This window comes from Pelagerythrobacter aerophilus, from assembly GCF_003581645.1.
Taxonomy (GTDB): Bacteria; Pseudomonadota; Alphaproteobacteria; order Sphingomonadales; family Sphingomonadaceae; genus Pelagerythrobacter; species Pelagerythrobacter aerophilus.
In genome coordinates this window covers 382,933-400,940 of sequence record NZ_QXFK01000018.1, presented here as the reverse complement: position 1 = coordinate 400,940, position 18,008 = coordinate 382,933, and the positions used below count along the sequence as shown (strand labels likewise).

Genomic DNA, 18,008 nt, shown 5'->3' with positions numbered 1-18,008 from the left:
AGGCCCTCCCGGTGGGGGGAGGGCCTTTTGTTTTTTCGAGCTTCCGGTGCGGTGCCTAGCGGAGTCTGACGGGCACGTAGATCGCCGGCTGTCCGCGCCGCTGGACACGCAGGAGGACGGCTTCGCGGCCGCTTTCCTGGGCCTGGCTCACCACCTGTTCGAGCGCCGACACCGAAGCAGTCTCGCTGTAGTTGGCGCTCAGCAGGATATCGCCGCGCTGCAGGCCCTTGCGCGCCGCATCGGAATTCGGGTCGACCGCGGCGATAACCACACCTGCGGTTTCGCCCGAAACGCCGAGCTGGCGCCGGATCTGCGGGGTAAGTTCGATGACCTGAAGACCCAGGCTCTCTCCGACCGCGCCACCCTGGGTTCCCTCGGGAACATCCGGTTCGGCATTGGGATCGAACATCTGCTGCTGGGCGAGCTCCGCCTCACTCGGGCGTTTTCCGACCGTGATGTTCACCTTCCGCCGCTTGCCGTCGCGGTAGAGCTCGACCGGAATGCGCGTACCGGGCTTGATGTTGGCGACCAGGAAGGAGAGGGTCTGGTCGGGCGTTACCGCCTCGCCATTCACTTCCACGACCACGTCACCCGCCTGGATGCCGGCCTCGTCGGCAGCGGCGCCGGGTTCGACCGACTGGACGAACTCGCCGATGTTGCGCTGAAGGCCGAGCGAGTCGGCCATGTCTTCGGTGACCGGCTGGATGCGCACGCCGAGATAGCCGCGCTCGATCTCCTCGCCGCGGCGGAGCTGGTCGACGATCGGGGCCGCGATCTCGGCCGGGATCGCGAAGCCGATCCCGACGCTGCCGCCGGTCGGCGACAGGATCGCGTTGTTGATGCCGATAACGTTGCCGCGCATGTCGAACAGCGGCCCGCCCGAGTTGCCCCGGTTGATGCTGGCATCGGTCTGAATGTAGCGGTCGTAGGCGCCTGCGCCCGCGGTGCGCAGGACCGAGGAAATGATGCCGGAGGTAACCGTACCGCCCAGCCCGAACGGGTTGCCGATAGCGATCACCCAGTCGCCTACGCGCGCCTGCCGGGAGTCGCCGAATTCGACGAACGGGAAGGGCTCGTCGCGCGCGATCTTGAGGACCGCGAGGTCGGACGCCGCATCCGAACCGACCATTTCCGCCGGATACTCGGTGCCGTCGGGCATGGTCACGGTGATCTCCTCGACCGTGCCGTTGCCGCCCGGGGGGGTGACGACGTGATTGTTGGTGACCACGTAGCCGTCCGCCGAGACGATGAAGCCCGAACCGAGCGACTGACCTTCGCGGTACTGCGGCTCGGAACCGCCGCGGCGGCCGAAGAAGTTCTCGAACGGTGTGCCGGCGAAGGGGTTGGCGTTCTGCACCTCAACCCGCTGGCGGGTCGAGATGTTGACCACTGCGGGCTGGAGTTGAGCGGTCAGTTCCGCAAAGCTCTCGGGCGCTCCGGCGCGGGGCACGGTGCTTGCGATGCGGCTGTCGTCGTTCTGGGCGACTTGCGCCCCGGCGGGATATCCGGTCGCGAGCGAGATCGTGGCGCCGCCGATAAGGAGCGCCGAAGTCAGGCCATAGGCGTATTTCACGGGCTTCACTTCCTTATGCTTCCTCTCGTAATCGTCAGTCTCGAATCCCTTCGGGAGAAGGGCTGGCTCAGTCCCGTGCCGGATAGATGGCGCGAAGCCCTGAACCCGGCTTGAATAGCCGCGCCGTCAACGCTGTCCCTGGAACTGGCGCAGGTATTCGTTGTCCGGCGACAGGATCATCGTGCTCTCGCCTTCGCCTTGTTCGAAGGTGCGGCGATAGCTCTCCATCGCGCGGTAGAAGTCGTAGAACTCCGGATCCTTACCATAGGCGGCGGCATAGGTCGAAGCCGCGTCGGCTTCGGCCTCGGCGCGAATGATCTGGGCGTTCTTCTGGCCCTGTGCGCGAATCGTCGCCGCTTCTTCCTCGCGGTCGGTCCGCATGCGGGTGAACGCGGCTGCGAGCGGGGCCCCGTCGGGCAGGTCGGCGCGCTTGATCCGCACGTCGATGATCTGCGCGCCGTAGCTGCGCGCCTCGCGGTCGAGCGCGTCGCGAATGTTCGCCATGGCGGTGCCGCGTTCCGCCGTCAGCAGCGAGGCGAACGACCGGCGCCCGAGTTCCTGCCGCAGCACCGAAGTGAGGATCGGCGAAAGCTGCGTGCGGAGAATCTCCTCCGAGCCGGCGTTCTCGACCGTGAGCACCGGGTCGATGATGCGGAAGCGGGCGTAGGCATCGACCTGGAGGCGCTGCTGGTCGCTCGAGAGCACCTGTTGCCGCTCCATGTCGAGATCGAGGATCCGCTTGTCGATCATCTGCACCCGCTCGTAGCCGGGGATGCGGAGCACGATGCCGGCGCCGGTCTCGCCGTACGGCGCGTCCGGCTGGAACTGGTTGGCGACCCGGTCGGGCCGGCCGCCCTGGATGATCACCGCCTGATGCGTCTCGGGCACGATGACGATGCTCGAAAGCAGCGCCAGGAGCGCGATGCCGAGCGCGATTACGCTGCCCTTGTGGTCCTGCCAGATGCGCGTCATGTCACTGGCCCTCCGGGGTGGAAACGACCGGCGGCGAACCTTGCGAGCGGCGCTGCACTTCGGGCAGCGGTAGGTACGGCACGACGCCGTCCGCCTCGATGATCGTCTTGTTGGTCTTGCTCAGCACGCTTTCCATCGTTTCGTAATAGAGCCGCTGGCGGGTGACTTGGGGCGCCAGGCGATACTCCTCGTAAATCTTGTCGAAGGCCGCCGCGTCGCCTTGCGCCCGCGCAAGGACCCGCTGGGCATAGGCGCGCGCGCTGTTGACGGCGGTTTCGGCGTCCTGCTGCGCGGCGGAAACGTCCTTGAACGCCTCGACCACTTCGGCGGGCGGATCGGTCTTCTCGATCTCGATACCCTGCACGGCGACGCCCGCGCGGTAGGCGTCGAGGATCGTCTGCATCCGGGTGCGCACGCGCTCCTCGATCGTCGCGCGGCCGGCGCCGGAGAGCACGCTGTCGAGATCCTGCTCGGCAACGGAGGCGCGCATCGCGGCTTCGGCAACTTCGCGGATCGTTTCCTCGGGATCGGCGAGCTGGAATTTGAACTGCTGCAGATCCTTGATGTTCCAGCGGATAAGATAGGACAGGTCGACCAGATTCTGGTCTCCGGTGAGGATCAGCTTCTCCTCGTTGGTGCCCGGGATGCTTTCGGAACGGATCTGGCTGACGTTCTCGATCTCCACCACCTGGATCGGCCAGGGCAGCGTGAAGTTGAGGCCCGAGGACAGCGTGTGCGAGTATTTCCCGCCCAACCAGGTGACGATCCCCTGTTCGCGCGGGGCAACCTGGTGGATGCTGGTCACGAACAGCCACAGCGCCGCGATCGCCGCGATGGCGAGCGGGAACCAGCTGCGTCCGCCAGGGCCGTCTGGGAGCCGGAAACGGGGACCATCGCCTCCGCCTCCGCCTCGCCGACGCGGACCTTCGGCGCCGCGGTGCTTGAAGATATCCTCGATATTGGCGGAACGGCGCGGCTCCTCGCCGCCGCCGCCCGGGAGCCACGGATTGCGCGGGCCGCGCGGAGGATCGTCCGCTCCCGGCGCTTCTTCCGGCTGCTCGCCGTCCTTGCCGCCGCTGCCCCCTGGCTTCCCGCCCCACGGGCTCTTGCCGGCCATCGCCAGCGCTATGCGTTTCTGAAAACCGCCCAAGATGTTCATGGCAGCCTTTATAGGTGCGGATGGCTGGAAAAACAGGGGTTGCGCAGCCGATTTTGGTGCTAGTGACCCGCCCATGACCGACAAGGAGCTGAAAGCCCGCCTGCCCGACGCGATTGCCGCACGGGTTCGATCGCTGCGCATCACGGACGGCAAGGTGACTGCGATCCTCGATGCTTCCGGTCTCGATGCGTCGGCCCGCCAGGACGTCGAAGAGGCGACCCAGGACTTGCTGGGGCAAGTCGAGGGGATCGAGGAGGTCCGGGTCGCGATGATGGCCGATCGTCCGCAACGCCGGATCATCGCCGTCGGATCGGGCAAGGGCGGGGTCGGCAAGTCGACGCTGACGGCCAATCTGGCGATCGCGCTCGCGCGCGCCGGCCGCAAGGTCGGCATCGTCGACGCCGACATCTACGGGCCTTCGCAGCCGACGCTGCTCGCGAACCAGGGCGAGCGGCCGGTCGCCGAAAACGACAAGCTGGTGCCGGTCGAGAGCAAGTGGGGCGTGCCGGTGCTCTCGATGGGCCACCTCGTCGAACCCGGCCGGGCGATCGCCTGGCGTGGGCCGATGGTCGGCAGTGCGCTCGGGCAGCTTATCGATGCGAACTGGGGCGATACCGAATTGCTGCTGATCGATCTGCCGCCGGGTACCGGCGACGTGCAGTTGACGATGCTCCAGCGGTTCAAGCCCGCCGGAGCGGTGATCGTCTCGACACCGCAGGACCTCTCCCTGATCGACGCAACGCGCGCGATGCAGCTGTTTGAAACGGGCTCCATTCCCGTGATCGGCCTGGTCGAGAACATGGCCGGCTACGCCTGCCCGCATTGCGGCGAGCTGAGCGACCCGTTCGGGACGGGCGGTGTGGAGACTGCCGCCGCAGCGAAGGGCGTTCCCTTCCTCGGGCGTATTCCCCTGTCGCTCGAAATCCGCGAGGCGAGCGACGCGGGCACGCCGCCCGCTGCGGATGACGGCGTGCAAGGGGAAGCGTTCCGGGCGATCGCGGACAAGCTCTCGCGCTGGCTCGACGGCGCGGACGCCTGAGGATGCAGGTAAGCCGCCGCGGGATCCTGATCGGTGCCGCGGTGGGCGGGGGGCTGCTCGCCGCCTGGACGCTGCGCCCGCGAAACTTCCCCGACCCGCTCGCTCCCGGACGCGGCGAATATGGATTCGGCGCCTGGCTCAAGATCGCGCAGGACGGCGTCGTCACCGTGGCCGTGCCCCAGCTCGAAATGGGCCAGGGCGTGACGACGATCCTGCCGCAGATCGTCGCGGTCGAGCTTGGCGCGGACTGGCGGCAGATCGCCGTCGAACCTGCACCTGTGAGCGGGGCCTATGCCAATATCCCGCTGGCCGCCCGCTGGGCGCCGCTGTGGATGCCCTTCGCGCCCGGTCTCGCCGACAATCCCGACGATCTCCTGGCCAAGCGCTATGCACAGGAAGCGCCTCTCCTGGCGACCGCCGAGGGAACCACGCTCGCCGCGCACGAAGGCCCCTGCCGCATCGCAGCGGCTACCGCCCGTGCACTGTTGTGCATGGCTGCGGCCGAGCGGTGGGGCGTCGCCTGGGAGGAATGCGAAGCAGCCGCCGGGTTCGTCCGCCACGGCGAGCGCCGGCTGCGCTTCGCCGACCTTGCGGCAGAGGCGGCGCAACTGGAACCGCCCGATCCGCCGCACCTGCGTCCGCTTCCGGCTTCCGAAAGTCCGATCGCGGGCGCGGCCGAGGCGGCGACGTCCTACCCGCGGCTCGATCTGCCCGCGAAAGTCGACGGTAGTTTCCTGTTTGCAGGCGACGTGCGCCTGCCCGACATGCTCTATGCCGCGATCAAGCACGGACCGGCAGTTCAGGCGGAGCTGTCGCACTTCGAACCGCGCCGTGCCGCGCGCATCGGCGAACTGGTGCAGGTCGTGGAGGGCAAGCGGTGGCTTGCCGCCGTGGCGAGCAACTGGTGGGCCGCCGATCGCGCGCTCCAGGCCATGCGCCCGCGCTTCCGCGTCGCCGGGCCGCTCGATTCCGGCGAGATCGAGGCGAAGCTCGACGAAGCGATCCGGCGCGGCACGGGAGAGGCGCTCGCCGTGCGGGGCGAAGGGGCCGAGTGGACCGAGACGCCCGACCTCGCCTTGCGCTACGACGTGGCGCCGGGCGCGCACGCCACTCTGGAAACCGCAAGCGCGACTGCGCGCTTCGCCGACGGGCGACTGGAGCTATGGATCGCGAGCCAGGCGCCGGAGCGAGCCCGCCGGGCCGCGGCCGAGGCGATCGGTCTCTCGCTGTCGGACGTGATCCTCTACCCGATGGCGGCAGGCGGCAGCTTCGACCGGCGGCTCGAGCATGATCACGCGATCGAGGTGGCGCTGATGGCGCGCGAGGTGGGGGAGAAACACGGCCGCCCGGTCCAGCTCGTCTGGTCGCGGTGGGAGGAACAGCTCGCCGGCCGCCCCCGCGCCCCGGTTTCCGCCATCGTCTCGGCCAATGTGCGCCCGAACGCGGATGGCGAGATTACGGCGCTCAAGGTCCGGATCGCGATGCAGCCGGCGGCGCGCGAGTTCGGCCGCCGGCTGTTCGGCAACGAGACCAGTTGGGCCGCGCTGGAAAACACGGTCGGCGAAACCGACCCGATGGTGACCGAAGGCGCGCTGCCGCCCTATGCGATCCCCGACGTGACGGTCGAACACATTCCCGTCGCGACCGGGATGCCCAGTGGCCGGATGCGCGCCAATGCGCATGGCTACACTGCGTTCTTCATCGAATGCTTCATCGACGAGCTGGCGACGCGGCACGGGCGCGAACCGCTGTCGTACCGGATCGGGATGCTGGGGGAGGACGCGCGCATGGCCGAATGCCTCCAGCGCGCCGCACGTCTTGCCGAATGGGACGGCGGTCTCGATCAGAGCGGCAAGGGGCTCGCTTGCCACCGAATGGGCGGCGGGGACGAGGGCGGGCGGATCGCCTGCGTCGCCACGGCGCGGCAAGACGAGGGGGGCGTGCGCGTGACCCGGCTGACGGCGGCGGTCGACATCGGGCGGATCGTCAATATCGACATAGCGCGCCAACAGATCGAAGGGGGGCTGGTCTTCGGGATGGCCCAGGCGCTCGGCGCTGCGATCGAGTACCGGCAGGGGTTGCCGGTCCAGGGCCGGCTCGCCGACCTGAACCTGCCGCTGCTGGCCGACGTGCCGGAGATCGAGGTCGACTTCGTTGCGAGCGAGGCGGAGCCGTTCGATCCGGGCGAGCTGGGCGTGGCGGTGGCGGCCCCGGCGATCGCCAACGCGCTCCATTCCGCAACGGGGCTTCGCCTGCGCCGTCTGCCGCTGCTATCGGGCGGGCTATGACCTGGCAGGAACAGAATGTGCCGCGCGATCACGCGCCGGTGAGGAGCGGGCGCGTCGGCGTCCTGCTCGTCAATCTCGGCACGCCCGATGCGCCGGACGCGGCCTCGGTGAAACGCTATCTCGCCGAGTTCCTGTCCGACCCGCGCGTCGTCGAGATCCCGCGCCTGGCGTGGCAGCCGATCCTGCGCGGGCTCGTGCTCACCACGCGGCCGAAGAAGAGCGCGCATGCCTATCGCCAGGTCTGGACCGAAGCCGGCTCGCCGCTCGCCGCGATCACCGCGGAGCAAGCGGAGAAGTTGCAGGAGCGGCTGGGCGAGGCGGTGCGGGTCCGTTGGGCCATGCGCTACGGCCGCCCGGCGATCGGCGACGAGCTTCAGGCGCTGATGGACAAAGGGTGCGAGCGGGTGCTGCTCGTGCCGCTCTATCCGCAATACTGCGCCGCGACGACGGCGACGGTTGTGGACAAGGCTGCGGACAAGCTGCGGAAAATGCGTTGGCAACCCGCGCTACGAACATTGCCTCCGTATCACGACGATCCGCTCTACATCGACGCGCTCGCCTGCGACATCGGCGCGCAGCTCGACGCGCTCGACTTCGCGCCCGAGGTTCTGCTGCTGAGCTTCCACGGTATGCCCGAGCGGACGCTCCACCTGGGCGATCCCTATCATTGCCACTGCCGCAAGACGGCGCGGCTGCTGGAGGAAGCGCTCGGACGGACGGACTTACGGATAGACACGACGTTCCAGAGCCGTTTTGGCCGGGCGAAATGGCTCGAACCCGCGACCGACAGGACGCTGGTTACGGAGGCACACAAGGGCACCAAGCGGCTCGTCGTGGCCTCGCCGGGCTTCTCCGCCGACTGCCTCGAAACGCTGGAGGAGCTAGCGATCCAGGGACGCGATCAATTCCTCGGCGCCGGCGGCGAGCGGTTCGCCGCGCTGGCTTGCCTCAACGCGCGCGAGCCGGGAATGGACATGCTGGAGGCGCTGGTGCGCCGCGAACTTGCGGGCTGGATTTAGACGCGCAGATTACTTACACTGCGGTAAGTAAGGAGGTCCGCCGCATGGCCACGCTCGCCGAACCCGCGCTTTCCGCCCACGCTCCGGCCGAAGCCGCGCCGCGCCACTGGCGCGAAAACGTGCTGACCGATGTCGACCTCGCGCACATTCCCGGCGAAGGCGGATGGCCGGTGGTCGGCAACACATTCCGCATGCTGGCCGATCCGCATGCCTTCACCCGCCGGATGGTCGAGACCTATGGCCGGGTCTACAAGAGCAGGGCCTTCGGCGGCTGGAACGTCGCCATGGTCGGGGCCGACGCCAACGAGCTCGTGCTGTTCGACCGCGAGAAGCTGTTCTCCTCCGAGCAGGGCTGGGGCCCGATCCTCGACCGGCTGTTCCCGCGCGGGCTGATGCTGATGGACTTCGATCATCACCGCACCGACCGGCGCGCGCTGTCGATCGCCTTCAAGCCAGGGCCGATGCGGCACTATGCCGGCAGCCTCAACCGCGGCATCGCGCAGGCGGTGAAGGGCTGGGGCGGGGCGCCGATGCAGTTCTACCCCGCGATCAAGCAGCTTACGCTCGATCTCGCGGCGGACAGCTTCATCGGCATTCCCTGGGGGCCGGAAGCGGACCGGATCAACGAGGCGTTCGTTTACATGGTCCAGGCTTCGGTCGCGCCGATCCGCACGCCGCTGCCCTTCACGCTGATGCGCAAAGGCGTGAAGGGGCGAGAGTTCCTGGTCGATTATTTCACGAAAGAGACGCGCCGCCGCCGCGCCGAGGGCGGCGGGCAGGACATGTTCAGCCAGTTCGCCACCGCGACGCGGGAGGACGGATCGATGCTGCCGGTCGACGAGGTGGTCGACCACATGAACTTCCTGATGATGGCGGCGCACGACACGATCACCTCTTCGGCGACGACACTCGTCTGGCTGCTGGCGAAGCACCCAGAGTGGCAGGAGCGGCTGCGGGCGGAGATCACCGCCATCACCGGCGACATCGGCTACGACGATCTCGGCAAGCTGGAACTGACCGAGATGGCGTTCAAGGAAGCGCTGCGGATGATCCCGCCGGTGCCCTCGACCCCCCGCCGCGCGCTGAGGGAATTCGAGTTCGGCGGCTATCGCATCCCCGCCGGCGCGCCGGTCGGAATCAATGCGCAGTTCGTCCACCGCATGGAAGAATACTGGCCCGATCCCGACCGCTTCGATCCGATGCGTTTCACGCCCGAAGCGGTGAAGGAGCGGCACAAGTACGCCTGGATCCCGTTCGGCGGCGGAGCGCACATGTGCCTCGGCCTCCACTTCGCCTATATGCAGGTGAAGGTCCTGATGGCGCAGCTCCTCACCCGCTACGAGATCGCGATCGAAGACGGCTACGAGCCGCAATGGCAGCCCTGGCCGATCCCTCGCCCCAAGGACGGGCTGAAAGTGACGTTCAAGCCGTTGTGAGGAGCCTGTGTCCCCGCGAAGGCGGGGACCTCATGCCGCAACTGGGCCCCCGCCTTCGCGGGGGCTCGCTAGAAATCGATCGCGATGCCGTTCTTCACCCAGTCGCCGTAGCGGGTTGGGCTCAGCTCCTCCCCGTCGTCGCCTGCCTTGGGTTTGGGCGGCGGCGCGTCACTCCAGTGCGCGGGCTTCTTGAAAGTTTCGGGCCGTTTGGTCGCACGTTTGGGCATGCCGGCAAGATGCGCGCACTGGCGGGCGGGCGCAAGGGCGTCTAGGGCGCGGCGATGGCTGAAACACCCGGACTGCCCGCGCGCCGCGCCGCGCTGCATATGCTCGACGCCGTGCTGCGCCGGGGCGAGACGCTCGAGCAGGCGGAAGGCGCGGCTTTGCGCGGGGTGCGCGCCGCACCCGATCGTGCGCTCGCCGTCGCCATCGCAAGCGAGGCGCTGCGCTGGCTGGTCGACTTCGACGCGCTGATCGACGGTGCGACCCAGAGGCGCCTGCCCGACGACGCCAAGCCGCGCGCCGTGCTGCGGCTGATGCTGGCGCAGTGGCTCCGCCTCGGCACCCCGCCGCATGCCGTGATCGCGACGGCGCTGCCGCTGCTCGGCGGCGGTCCGCGGCGACTGGCGCACGGCGTGTTCTCGACGCTGGCCAAGCAGGGCGCGGCCCTGCCGAAAGTGCCGACGCTGCCCGAGGCCGCGCGCGCGCGGTGGGGAGAGGCAGCGGCAAGAATCGCCGCAGGGCTGGCCGATCCGCCGCCGCTCGACCTCGCCCTGCGCGATCCAGGCGACGCGACACCGCTTGCCGTCCAGCTCGGCGGCGAGTCGCTTGCGCCCGGCCATGTCCGCCTCCCGCGCGGCACACCGGTCGAACAACTGCCCGGTTTCGCGGATGGCGGCTGGTGGGTGCAGGACCTCGCGGCCTCGCTGCCCGCGCGCCTGCTGGGCGAGGGGCAGGGACGGCACGTGCTCGACCTCTGCGCCGCGCCGGGCGGCAAGACGCTGCAACTTGCCGCCGCCGGTTGGCAGGTGACGGCGCTTGATGTGTCCAAGCGCCGCCTCGACCTGCTGAAGGACAACCTGAAGCGCACCGGGCTGAAGGCCGGCGTCGTCCGCGCCGACGCGCTGACCTGGGAACCCAGGCACCGCTTCGATGCGATCCTGCTCGACGCGCCTTGCACCGCCACCGGCACCGCGCGGCGCCACCCCGACGTGCTCCACCGCATCGGCCCGCGCCAGATCGCCGAAATGGCCGAACTCCAGACCGCGCTGCTCGCCCGGGCGGCGGAATGGCTCAAGCCCGGCGGCGTGCTGGTCTACGCCACTTGTTCGCTCGAGCGCGAGGAGGGCGAGGAGCAGCTCGGCAAAGTCGGCCTCGACCTCCTGCCGATCACGGCCGAGGAACTGCCCGCCGGCCTCTCGCCGGCGCCCGAGGGCTGGGTCCGCACCGACCCCGGCATGCTGCCGGAAGCGGGCGGCCTCGACGGATTCTTCATCGCACGTCTCCGCGCCTGATCCGTAGCCGAGGCCGCCCGCCCCGTTCGATCAGCCGCCCCGGGTCTCGTTCCAGTAGCGGTAGAGCCCCTCGACATCGCCGCTCGTGAGCAGTGGCATGGCGCCGTGCAGCCGGTCCTCCGGCCAATCCCACCACTGCATCTCGAGCAGCATCGCGATCTGCCTCTCGTCGAACCGCTTGCGGATGGGCTTGGCGGGATTGCCGCCGACGATCGTGTAGGGCTCGACATCGCGGGCGACGAGCGCGCGTGTGCCGATGACCGCGCCATGGCCGATGGTTACGCCCGGCATCACGATCGCTTCGGAGCCGATCCAGACGTCGTTGCCGATGACCGTGTCGCCGGCGGGCAGAAAGCCGTTTCGCGCGCCTTCGAACGCCGCCACCTCGGGCATCCAGAAGAACGGGAAGGTGCTGATCCAGTCGTTCCGGTGGCCCTGGTTGCCCGCCATGATGAAGGCGGCGCCGGTGCCGATCGAGCAGAAGCTGCCCACGATCAGCTTGTCCGCATCGTCATCGGGCAGGATGAAGCGCGCGCAATCGTCGAAGCTGTGGCCGTGGTAGTAGCCGGAGTAATAGCTGTACCGCCCGACGCGGATGTTCGGCTGGGTCACCTGCTTGTCGAGCGTGATGCCCCGAAAGGGGCTTTCGAAGAAATTGGTCATGAAAGTACCTGCTGCATCGCCGGCGCGAACGCCGGACTTCTGGAGATGAGACGAGGGTGTGCGGAGGAGCCGCAGGGCTCCCCGCTGTCGTTCCTGGCGTCAGCGACGCGGGAACGCGATGCAGATGGTACAGTCTGCTGCCTTCATGCCGGGCGCTATGCCGCGCCGCGGCGGATGCGGCAAGTCCGGCCGCCTAGGCTTTCACCTTGCTCTGAAAGCTCTTCCGCAGCTTCATCAGCTTGGGCGGGATCGTCGCGAGGCAGTAGGGATTCCGCTGGCCTTCGCCTTTCCAGTATTCCTGGTGATAGTCCTCGGCCGGGTACCATTCCGCCGGGCCCTCGATCGTCGTGACCGCTTCGCCATCGTGCTCGGCGTTCCAGCGTGCGATTGCGGCCTCGGCCTCCGCGCGCTGGGCGTCGTCGAGCGGGAAGATCGCGCTGCGGTACTGCGTGCCGACGTCGTTGCCCTGGCGGTTCAACTGCGTCGGATCGTGCGTGCCGAGGAACACGTCGTAGATTTCGGGCAGGGTGATGACGGCCGGGTCGTAGGTCACCCGGATCGCCTCGGCATGCCCCGTGTCGCCGCCGCAAACCTGCTTGTAGGTCGGATTCGGCACCGTGCCGCCGATATAGCCGCTCTCGACTTTGCTCACGCCGATCACGTCGCGGAACACCGCCTCGGTGCACCAGAAGCACCCGCCGGCAACGATCGCCTGTTCGCTGTTCGCCATCGAAATTCTCCTTCGTGCGAGGAGATAGGCAGCGCGTGCGGACTTGTCATCGCTCCGTCCGGACCTAAGACTGCGCCCTGTCCATTCGGGGAGAGAATCCGATGCGTTTCTTGCTTGCCGCTGCCGCGCCGATTGCGGCGCTTGCCATGTCCGCACCCGCGTTTGCGCAGGATGCCGCCGACGAGGCCACGCTCGCGGCCGCCATCGCCAACCCGAATCGCGACGCCGACCGCGCGCGCGACGAATTCCGCCACCCCGCCGAAACGCTCGCCTTCTTCCGCGTCGCGCCCGACATGAAGGTCGGCGAATATGCGCCCGGCGGCGGATGGTACTCGCGCGTGCTTGGCAATTACCTTGGCGACGAGGGCAAGTTGGTCGGGCTCTACTTCACGCCCGAATCCGGCCCCTTCGACGCACAGCGACAGGCCGGCATCAGAGAAGGAGCGGCGGCCTTCCCCGCCAAAGTGGCCGAGTGGACCGGCAAGCCCGCCGCCAACTTCGCGGGGCTCACGCTCGATGACGTGACCGACGCGCAGAAGGGCACGTTCGACCGGGTGCTCGTGATCCGCATGCTGCACAACATGATGCGCTGGGACATCGCAGACAGCGAACTGACGGCGATGCGCGATCTGCTCAAGCCCGGCGGCATGCTGGGTATCGTCCAGCACCGCGCCAAAGCCGACGCGCCGGACGACTATGCCGACGGCAGCAAGGGCTATCTGCGGCAGGAGGACGTTATCCGCTTCGTCGAGGCACTCGGCTTCGAGCTGGTCGCGGCGAGCGAGATCAACGCCAACCCGAACGACACCGCCGATCATCCGGAGGGCGTGTGGGAAATGCCGCCCACGCTCGCCACCAAGCGGGAGGATCTCAAGACGCGGGGCGAAAGCGACCGGATGACGCTGCTCTTCCGCAAGCGCTGATTCGACCGGTCCGAATGGACTCCGCCGGCCCGCGCCGGTAATCGCGCGGGCATGAGCGAAATCACCGTTGCCGCGCTGCAGCTGGATATCTCGTCGAGCGACGAGCAGGAGAACATCGCCGCCGTTGCCGCGCTGGTCGAGGAGGCCGCGCGGCAGGGCGCGCAGATCGTACTGCCGCCCGAGCTCTTCTCCGGCCCTTACTTCTGCAAGGTCGAGGACGAAGGCCTGTTCGCCCTCGCGCGGCCGGTTGCCGAACATCCCTCCGTCGCGGCGATGCAGGCGCTGGCGAAGAAGCTCGGCGTTGCGATCCCGACCAGCTTCTTCGAGCGCGACGGGCATCACTACTACAACACGCTCGCGATGATCGGCGCCGACGGCGAGATCATGGGGACCTACCGCAAGAGCCATATCCCCGACGGCCCCGGTTACGAGGAGAAGTACTACTTCCGCCCGGGGAACGATGGCTTCAAGGTGTGGGACCTCTTCGGCACCCGCATCGGCGTGGGTGTGTGCTGGGACCAATGGTATCCCGAAAGCGCGCGCGTCATGGCGCTGATGGGGGCCGAGCTGCTGTTCTACCCTACCGCGATCGGGTCCGAGCCCTATGACGCCGATCTCGACACCAGCCGCATGTGGCGCCGCGCGATGCTCGGCCATGCGGTGTCGAATTGCATGCCGGTGATCGCCGCCAACCGCATCGGCACCGAGGACGGGCAGCGGTTCTACGGCCACAGCTTCGTGACCGACGAGTGGGGCGACTTTCTCTGCGAATACGGTGCGGGCGAGAGCGGCGCGCTGGTCGCGGCGATCGACCTGGCGCGCGCCGCGAAGCACCGCGCCGGCATGGGTTTCTTCCGCGACCGCCGTCCGCATCTCTACCGCCGCATCTGCGAGGACATCTGAGCGCGCATCGCTACCTGGTGGCGCTCGGCTCGAACGTCCGCCATCCGCGACACGGGCCGCCGCGCCGGGTGATCGCCGCGGCGCTGGATGAGCTGGAAGCGGCAGGCGCCGAGATCGTCGCGCACTCCGCCATCTTCGACACCGCGCCGCTCGGCCCTTCGAACCGGCGCTATGCCAATGCCGCCGCGATGATCGAGACCGCGCTGCCGCCGGAGGAGATGCTCTCTGTCCTTCAGCGGATCGAGCGTGCCTTCGGCCGCCGCCGCCGCGGCCGGCGTTGGCGTGCCCGCGTGCTCGATCTCGACCTGGTGCTGTGGAGCGGGGGCACCCACCGCAGCCCGCGGTTGACGATCCCCCACCCCGAATTCCGCCGCCGCACGTTCGTCCTCACGCCGGCCGCCGCCATCGCCTCGCGCTGGCGCGACCCGGCAACCGGCCTGACGCCTCGCCACCTCCATGCCCGCTTGACCCGCCCGCGCGCCCTGCCTAGGTGAGCCGCCTCGGCACCCATGTGTCCGTGGGCCCTTAGCTCAGTCGGTAGAGCAACTGACTTTTAATCAGTAGGTCGCTGGTTCGAACCCAGCAGGGCTCACCATAATTCAGGTATTTAGCGGCGTCCGCGGCGCGCCATGTCCCCCTTGGTAGCCTTGCGAACGGGCGGCGTTTTTCGTGCTGCGATACCCGCTGGCCGAGGGGACATGGTCACACTGCCATCATCATGCCCTTCAGAACTTCTTCTCGACCTGGATCAGGAACTGGCGGCCCCGCGCGCTGTGATAGGCGCCGTCGAAACCGAACGAGTCTTCGACCAGCGGGGGCGCCTTGTTGAAGAGGTTGTTCACGCCGAACTTGATCCGCGTGCCCGAAATCGCGGTGTTGTTGCGAATGGAATAGGACACCGAGGCGTTGAAGGTCAGCCAGTCGTCCACCGGCCAGGGCTCGTTGGTTTCGTCCTGTAATGCCGTGTCGTCGAAATACTTTCCGATGTAGTCGGCATAGAGGTTCACCCGCCATCCGCCCGAGCGCCAGTTGACGGCGCTGGTGAAGCGCCACTTCGGCCGTCCGTTGAGCTCGAGCAGTTCGCCGATGTCGCTGATGGTGATGTCTGGCGGCAGGATGCCCCGATCCACGGCATCGAGCAGTTCCTCGCCGTCGGGACCCGGCGTCTGGAAAAAGCTGGTCAAGCGCGCCGCGTTGAAGCTCACGTTGAAGCGGCCGAGCGGGGTCTCGCCGATGTCGTAGTAGAGCCCGAAGTCCCAGCCTTTCGAGACACGGCTGTCGAGATTGAGATAGGCGTCGCGGACGCTGAGGATGTCGCCCGCGGGTGTGAGGCCCGTTCCGGCATAGAGATCGATCAGATCGGCATCGGGTTCACCGCGCACGACATTGGGGTTGGACGACCCCTGAAGCCGCCGCAACAGATCGAGCGCGATCGCGTTGTCAGGACCGAAGACGCCCACGATGCCGTCCTGCCTCACGCGCCAGTAATCCGCGGTCAGGGTCAGGCCGGGAATGAACGAAGGCGTGAGCACGATACCGAAGTTGAGGCTCTCGGTCTTTTCCGGATCGAGCTCTTCGCTGCCCGTGCGATTCGAGACGGTGGAGCTGCCGGAACACTCCCCGAAGTTCTCGATCAGGCCCTTCTGGATCTGGGCGTAACAGTAGACGAGATCGTCCTGGGTGTTGACCCGGGTGATCCCCACGTCGTTGATCTGGACCAGGTTGGGCGCACGGAAGCCCTGCGACCAGGCACCGCGCAGCAGGACATCGCGGATCGGCCGCCATGAGGCTGCGGCACGCGGCACGACGGTGCTGCCGACGTCGGAGAAATGCTCGAACCGCCCGGCGAGCTGGACGTCGAGCGAATGGACCAGGGGGACATCCATCTCCGGTGACACGATCGGCACCAGGGTTTCCGCAAAGGCCGAATAGACGTCGCGCTCTCCGCGCGTGTCCGGCGTGGGGCTGGAATTGAGCACGTCGCTGCCGAAGAATTCGCCGGTCACCGAGTCGGTAAAGGTGATGGTGCCGTCGAGGTGCGGGTCGCGATCGTCGGAGAACGTCTCCCGCCGCCATTCGACGCCGAACGCCACGCCGAGATCGCCGCCCGGAAGGGTCAGCAAGTCGGACTTCGAGAGCCTCAGGTCGCCCAGCGCGAGCGAGGTCTTGCCGACGCGGAACACGTCGATCCGGATGTCGTCGAGCACGCTCTGCGGATTGGGCGTACAGTCGCCGCTGCGCGGCGCATCGAGGCACCCGCCGTTGAACGGGTTGTACGCGTCGGACGTGGTGCGGTTGATCGCGTTCTGCAGCGCGGTGGTCGAAATGCGATTGCGAGTGAGATCGGTCGCCTTGGCCTCCGAATAGAGGAACGCCGTGTCGTAGTCGAAACCGAGCACTTGCCCGCGCAGACCGGCGAGAAGGCGATAGGTGTCCTTCGTGACAGTGGTCACGCGCGGCCCCGCGTCGATCACACGGTACCGCTCCATCAGCAGCTCCGCGCCTTCATCGTCGATCGTGGTTCCGGGCACACGGTTCGGGTTGGGGCTGCCGTCGGCCAGCGTCACCGGTCCGAACGGATTGTAGTAGGCGTCGGCCGCGATCCCGATGGGAACTGCGCCCAGAAGCGCGCTCTGAACATTTCGCCGGGTCGACTTCGACCGGTAGAAGGATGCCTCGGCGTAGAATTCGGCCGCCTGGCTGAACTCGTGGCTGAGCAGGCCGTAGACGTTGTAGCGATCCTTCTTTGAGAACAGATCGCGGTCGCCGTCCATGTTGTAGCGCAGCTCACGGTCGAGCGAAGTGCCGTTGTCGGCACACAGTCCATTGCCGAGATCGAGCCGGCAGCCATCGAAGGTTCCGGGCTGGATATGGAAATCGTCGTCATCGATCGGCGTCCGACTGCGCGGGGCCTGGATATCGAACTGGCCGAACGGCGAGTTGGTCGAGCTGGCATCCCACTCGACATCGCCTTCCCACGGAGTCCCCTCGACCAGTGGCCGCCGGTCGGAATCGCGCGAATAGCGACGGATCGAGGTCGGCGCGCCATTCTCGTGGTAGTAGTATCCGTAGACCGTGAGATTGGTACGGCCTTCGTTGAAATCGAACCCGATCCCCCCGTTGATGCTCGTGCTGTAGAGACTCGTTCCATCCGACGCGCGCCAGGTCCCCTCAAGGAACCCGCCATCGAGATTGCCCTTGAGGAACGTGTTGACCACGCCCGCGACCGCGTCGGCGCCGTAGATCGGGGAGGCGCCGTCGCGCAGCACCTCGACCCGGTCGACCCCGCCCACGGGAATCGTATTCGTATCGGGCGAGACGACCGGCACCAGCAGCTCGGTCTGGAAACCGGGGTTGAGCACCATGCGGCGCCCGTTGATCAGCAGCAGCGTGTTGCCGGTGCCGAGCTCTCGCAGGTTGATCGACGCGACGTCGCCCCGCGCGCTGTTGATACCGCCGGAGGTGGTGTAGTCGTTGAACGATACCGATCCTGCCTGAGGGATGGCGCGAAACAGCTCGTCGCCGGAGGAGGGGTTTGCCGCCTCGATGAGATTCTCGCCGACCTTCGTCACGGGCAGGATATCGTCGATGCGGGCGCCCTTGATTTGGGACCCGGTGACCACGATCACGTTCCCTTCGGTGCCCGCCTGTGCCGGTCGGTCGGGTTCGGCCGCGGCCTCCTCGATCAGCGTCTCGTCCTGCGCCAGCGCTCCGGTGGTGGCGATAAGGCTGCAGCCGCACATGAAGGCCAGTCGGCCGATAGTCGTCTTGCGCATAGGGTCTCTCCCT

15 protein-coding genes and 1 tRNA gene are annotated in these 18,008 nt (G+C 67.7%); 9 read left to right on the top strand and 7 right to left on the bottom strand.

Features of this window, described 5'->3' with window-relative positions; translation table 11 throughout:
* Nucleotides 1–55: 55 nt before the first annotated feature.
* The 3 genes from D2V04_RS12625 to hflK all read right to left on the bottom strand — a co-directional run bounded on the left by D2V04_RS12625 (nt 56) and on the right by hflK (nt 3,704).
* Complete coding sequence (locus D2V04_RS12625) at nt 56–1,573, bottom strand: Do family serine endopeptidase (RefSeq protein WP_119514282.1); 1,518 nt, start codon at nt 1,571–1,573, stop codon at nt 56–58.
* Between the two features lie 126 nt (nt 1,574–1,699).
* The gene (gene hflC, locus D2V04_RS12620) at nt 1,700–2,545 is read right to left on the bottom strand and encodes a protease modulator HflC (protein WP_119514023.1); all 846 of its coding nucleotides are present in this window, start codon (nt 2,543–2,545) and stop codon (nt 1,700–1,702) included.
* A 1-nt stretch (nt 2,546) separates the two neighbouring features.
* Entirely contained in the window at nt 2,547–3,704 is a 1,158-nt protein-coding gene (hflK, locus tag D2V04_RS12615) for a protease modulator HflK (protein WP_228766420.1), read from the bottom strand.
* A gap of 73 nt (nt 3,705–3,777) precedes the next feature.
* Here hflK and D2V04_RS12610 point away from each other — a divergent pair, with 73 nt between their 5' ends.
* The 4 genes from D2V04_RS12610 to D2V04_RS12595 are packed head-to-tail and all read left to right on the top strand — an operon-like array spanning nt 3,778 to nt 9,486.
* A complete protein-coding gene (locus tag D2V04_RS12610) occupies nt 3,778–4,743 on the top strand; it encodes an Mrp/NBP35 family ATP-binding protein (RefSeq protein ID WP_119514022.1) in 966 nt (321 codons plus the stop codon).
* 2 nt (nt 4,744–4,745) lie between these two features.
* On the top strand, nt 4,746–7,031 hold the full coding sequence (locus tag D2V04_RS12605) for a molybdopterin cofactor-binding domain-containing protein (protein ID WP_119514021.1): 2,286 nt from the start codon (nt 4,746–4,748) through the stop codon (nt 7,029–7,031).
* Nucleotides 7,028–8,050, top strand: coding sequence for a ferrochelatase (gene hemH, locus D2V04_RS12600; protein WP_119514020.1), 1,023 nt, complete (start codon nt 7,028–7,030; stop codon nt 8,048–8,050). Before D2V04_RS12605 ends, hemH begins: the two co-directional genes overlap by 4 nt.
* A 44-nt stretch (nt 8,051–8,094) precedes the next feature.
* The gene (locus D2V04_RS12595; RefSeq protein ID WP_119514019.1) at nt 8,095–9,486 is read left to right on the top strand and encodes a cytochrome P450; all 1,392 of its coding nucleotides are present in this window, start codon (nt 8,095–8,097) and stop codon (nt 9,484–9,486) included.
* A gap of 68 nt (nt 9,487–9,554) precedes the next feature.
* Here the strand turns inward: D2V04_RS12595 and D2V04_RS12590 are convergent, their stop codons facing one another.
* A complete protein-coding gene (locus D2V04_RS12590) occupies nt 9,555–9,713 on the bottom strand; it encodes a DUF1674 domain-containing protein (protein WP_119514018.1) in 159 nt (52 codons plus the stop codon).
* 54 nt (nt 9,714–9,767) lie between these two features.
* On the opposite strand from D2V04_RS12590, the gene D2V04_RS12585 reads away from it, so the two are divergent.
* Nucleotides 9,768–11,000, top strand: coding sequence for an RsmB/NOP family class I SAM-dependent RNA methyltransferase (locus D2V04_RS12585; protein WP_119514017.1), 1,233 nt, complete (start codon nt 9,768–9,770; stop codon nt 10,998–11,000).
* A gap of 30 nt (nt 11,001–11,030) precedes the next feature.
* Here D2V04_RS12585 and catB read toward each other — a convergent pair whose 3' ends face one another.
* Nucleotides 11,031–11,663, bottom strand: coding sequence for a type B chloramphenicol O-acetyltransferase (catB, locus tag D2V04_RS12580; RefSeq protein ID WP_119514016.1), 633 nt, complete (start codon nt 11,661–11,663; stop codon nt 11,031–11,033).
* A gap of 193 nt (nt 11,664–11,856) precedes the next feature.
* Complete coding sequence (gene msrA, locus D2V04_RS12575) at nt 11,857–12,393, bottom strand: peptide-methionine (S)-S-oxide reductase MsrA (RefSeq protein ID WP_119514015.1); 537 nt, start codon at nt 12,391–12,393, stop codon at nt 11,857–11,859.
* Between the two features lie 101 nt (nt 12,394–12,494).
* On the opposite strand from msrA, the gene D2V04_RS12570 reads away from it, so the two are divergent.
* The 4 genes from D2V04_RS12570 (at nt 12,495) to D2V04_RS12555 (ending at nt 14,814) form a co-directional block, all read left to right on the top strand.
* On the top strand, nt 12,495–13,316 hold the full coding sequence (locus D2V04_RS12570; protein ID WP_119514014.1) for a class I SAM-dependent methyltransferase: 822 nt from the start codon (nt 12,495–12,497) through the stop codon (nt 13,314–13,316).
* A 51-nt stretch (nt 13,317–13,367) separates the two neighbouring features.
* Complete coding sequence (aguB, locus tag D2V04_RS12565; protein ID WP_119514013.1) at nt 13,368–14,219, top strand: N-carbamoylputrescine amidase; 852 nt, start codon at nt 13,368–13,370, stop codon at nt 14,217–14,219.
* Between the two features lie 17 nt (nt 14,220–14,236).
* Nucleotides 14,237–14,713 (top strand): 2-amino-4-hydroxy-6-hydroxymethyldihydropteridine diphosphokinase, encoded by a 477-nt coding sequence (folK, locus tag D2V04_RS12560; protein WP_228766419.1) that lies wholly within the window; start codon nt 14,237–14,239, stop codon nt 14,711–14,713.
* Between the two features lie 25 nt (nt 14,714–14,738).
* Nucleotides 14,739–14,814 (top strand) — tRNA-Lys (locus tag D2V04_RS12555).
* A gap of 130 nt (nt 14,815–14,944) precedes the next feature.
* Here the strand turns inward: D2V04_RS12555 and D2V04_RS12550 are convergent.
* A complete protein-coding gene (locus tag D2V04_RS12550; protein ID WP_119514012.1) occupies nt 14,945–17,995 on the bottom strand; it encodes a TonB-dependent receptor domain-containing protein in 3,051 nt (1,016 codons plus the stop codon).
* Between the last annotated feature and the right edge of the window lie 13 nt (nt 17,996–18,008).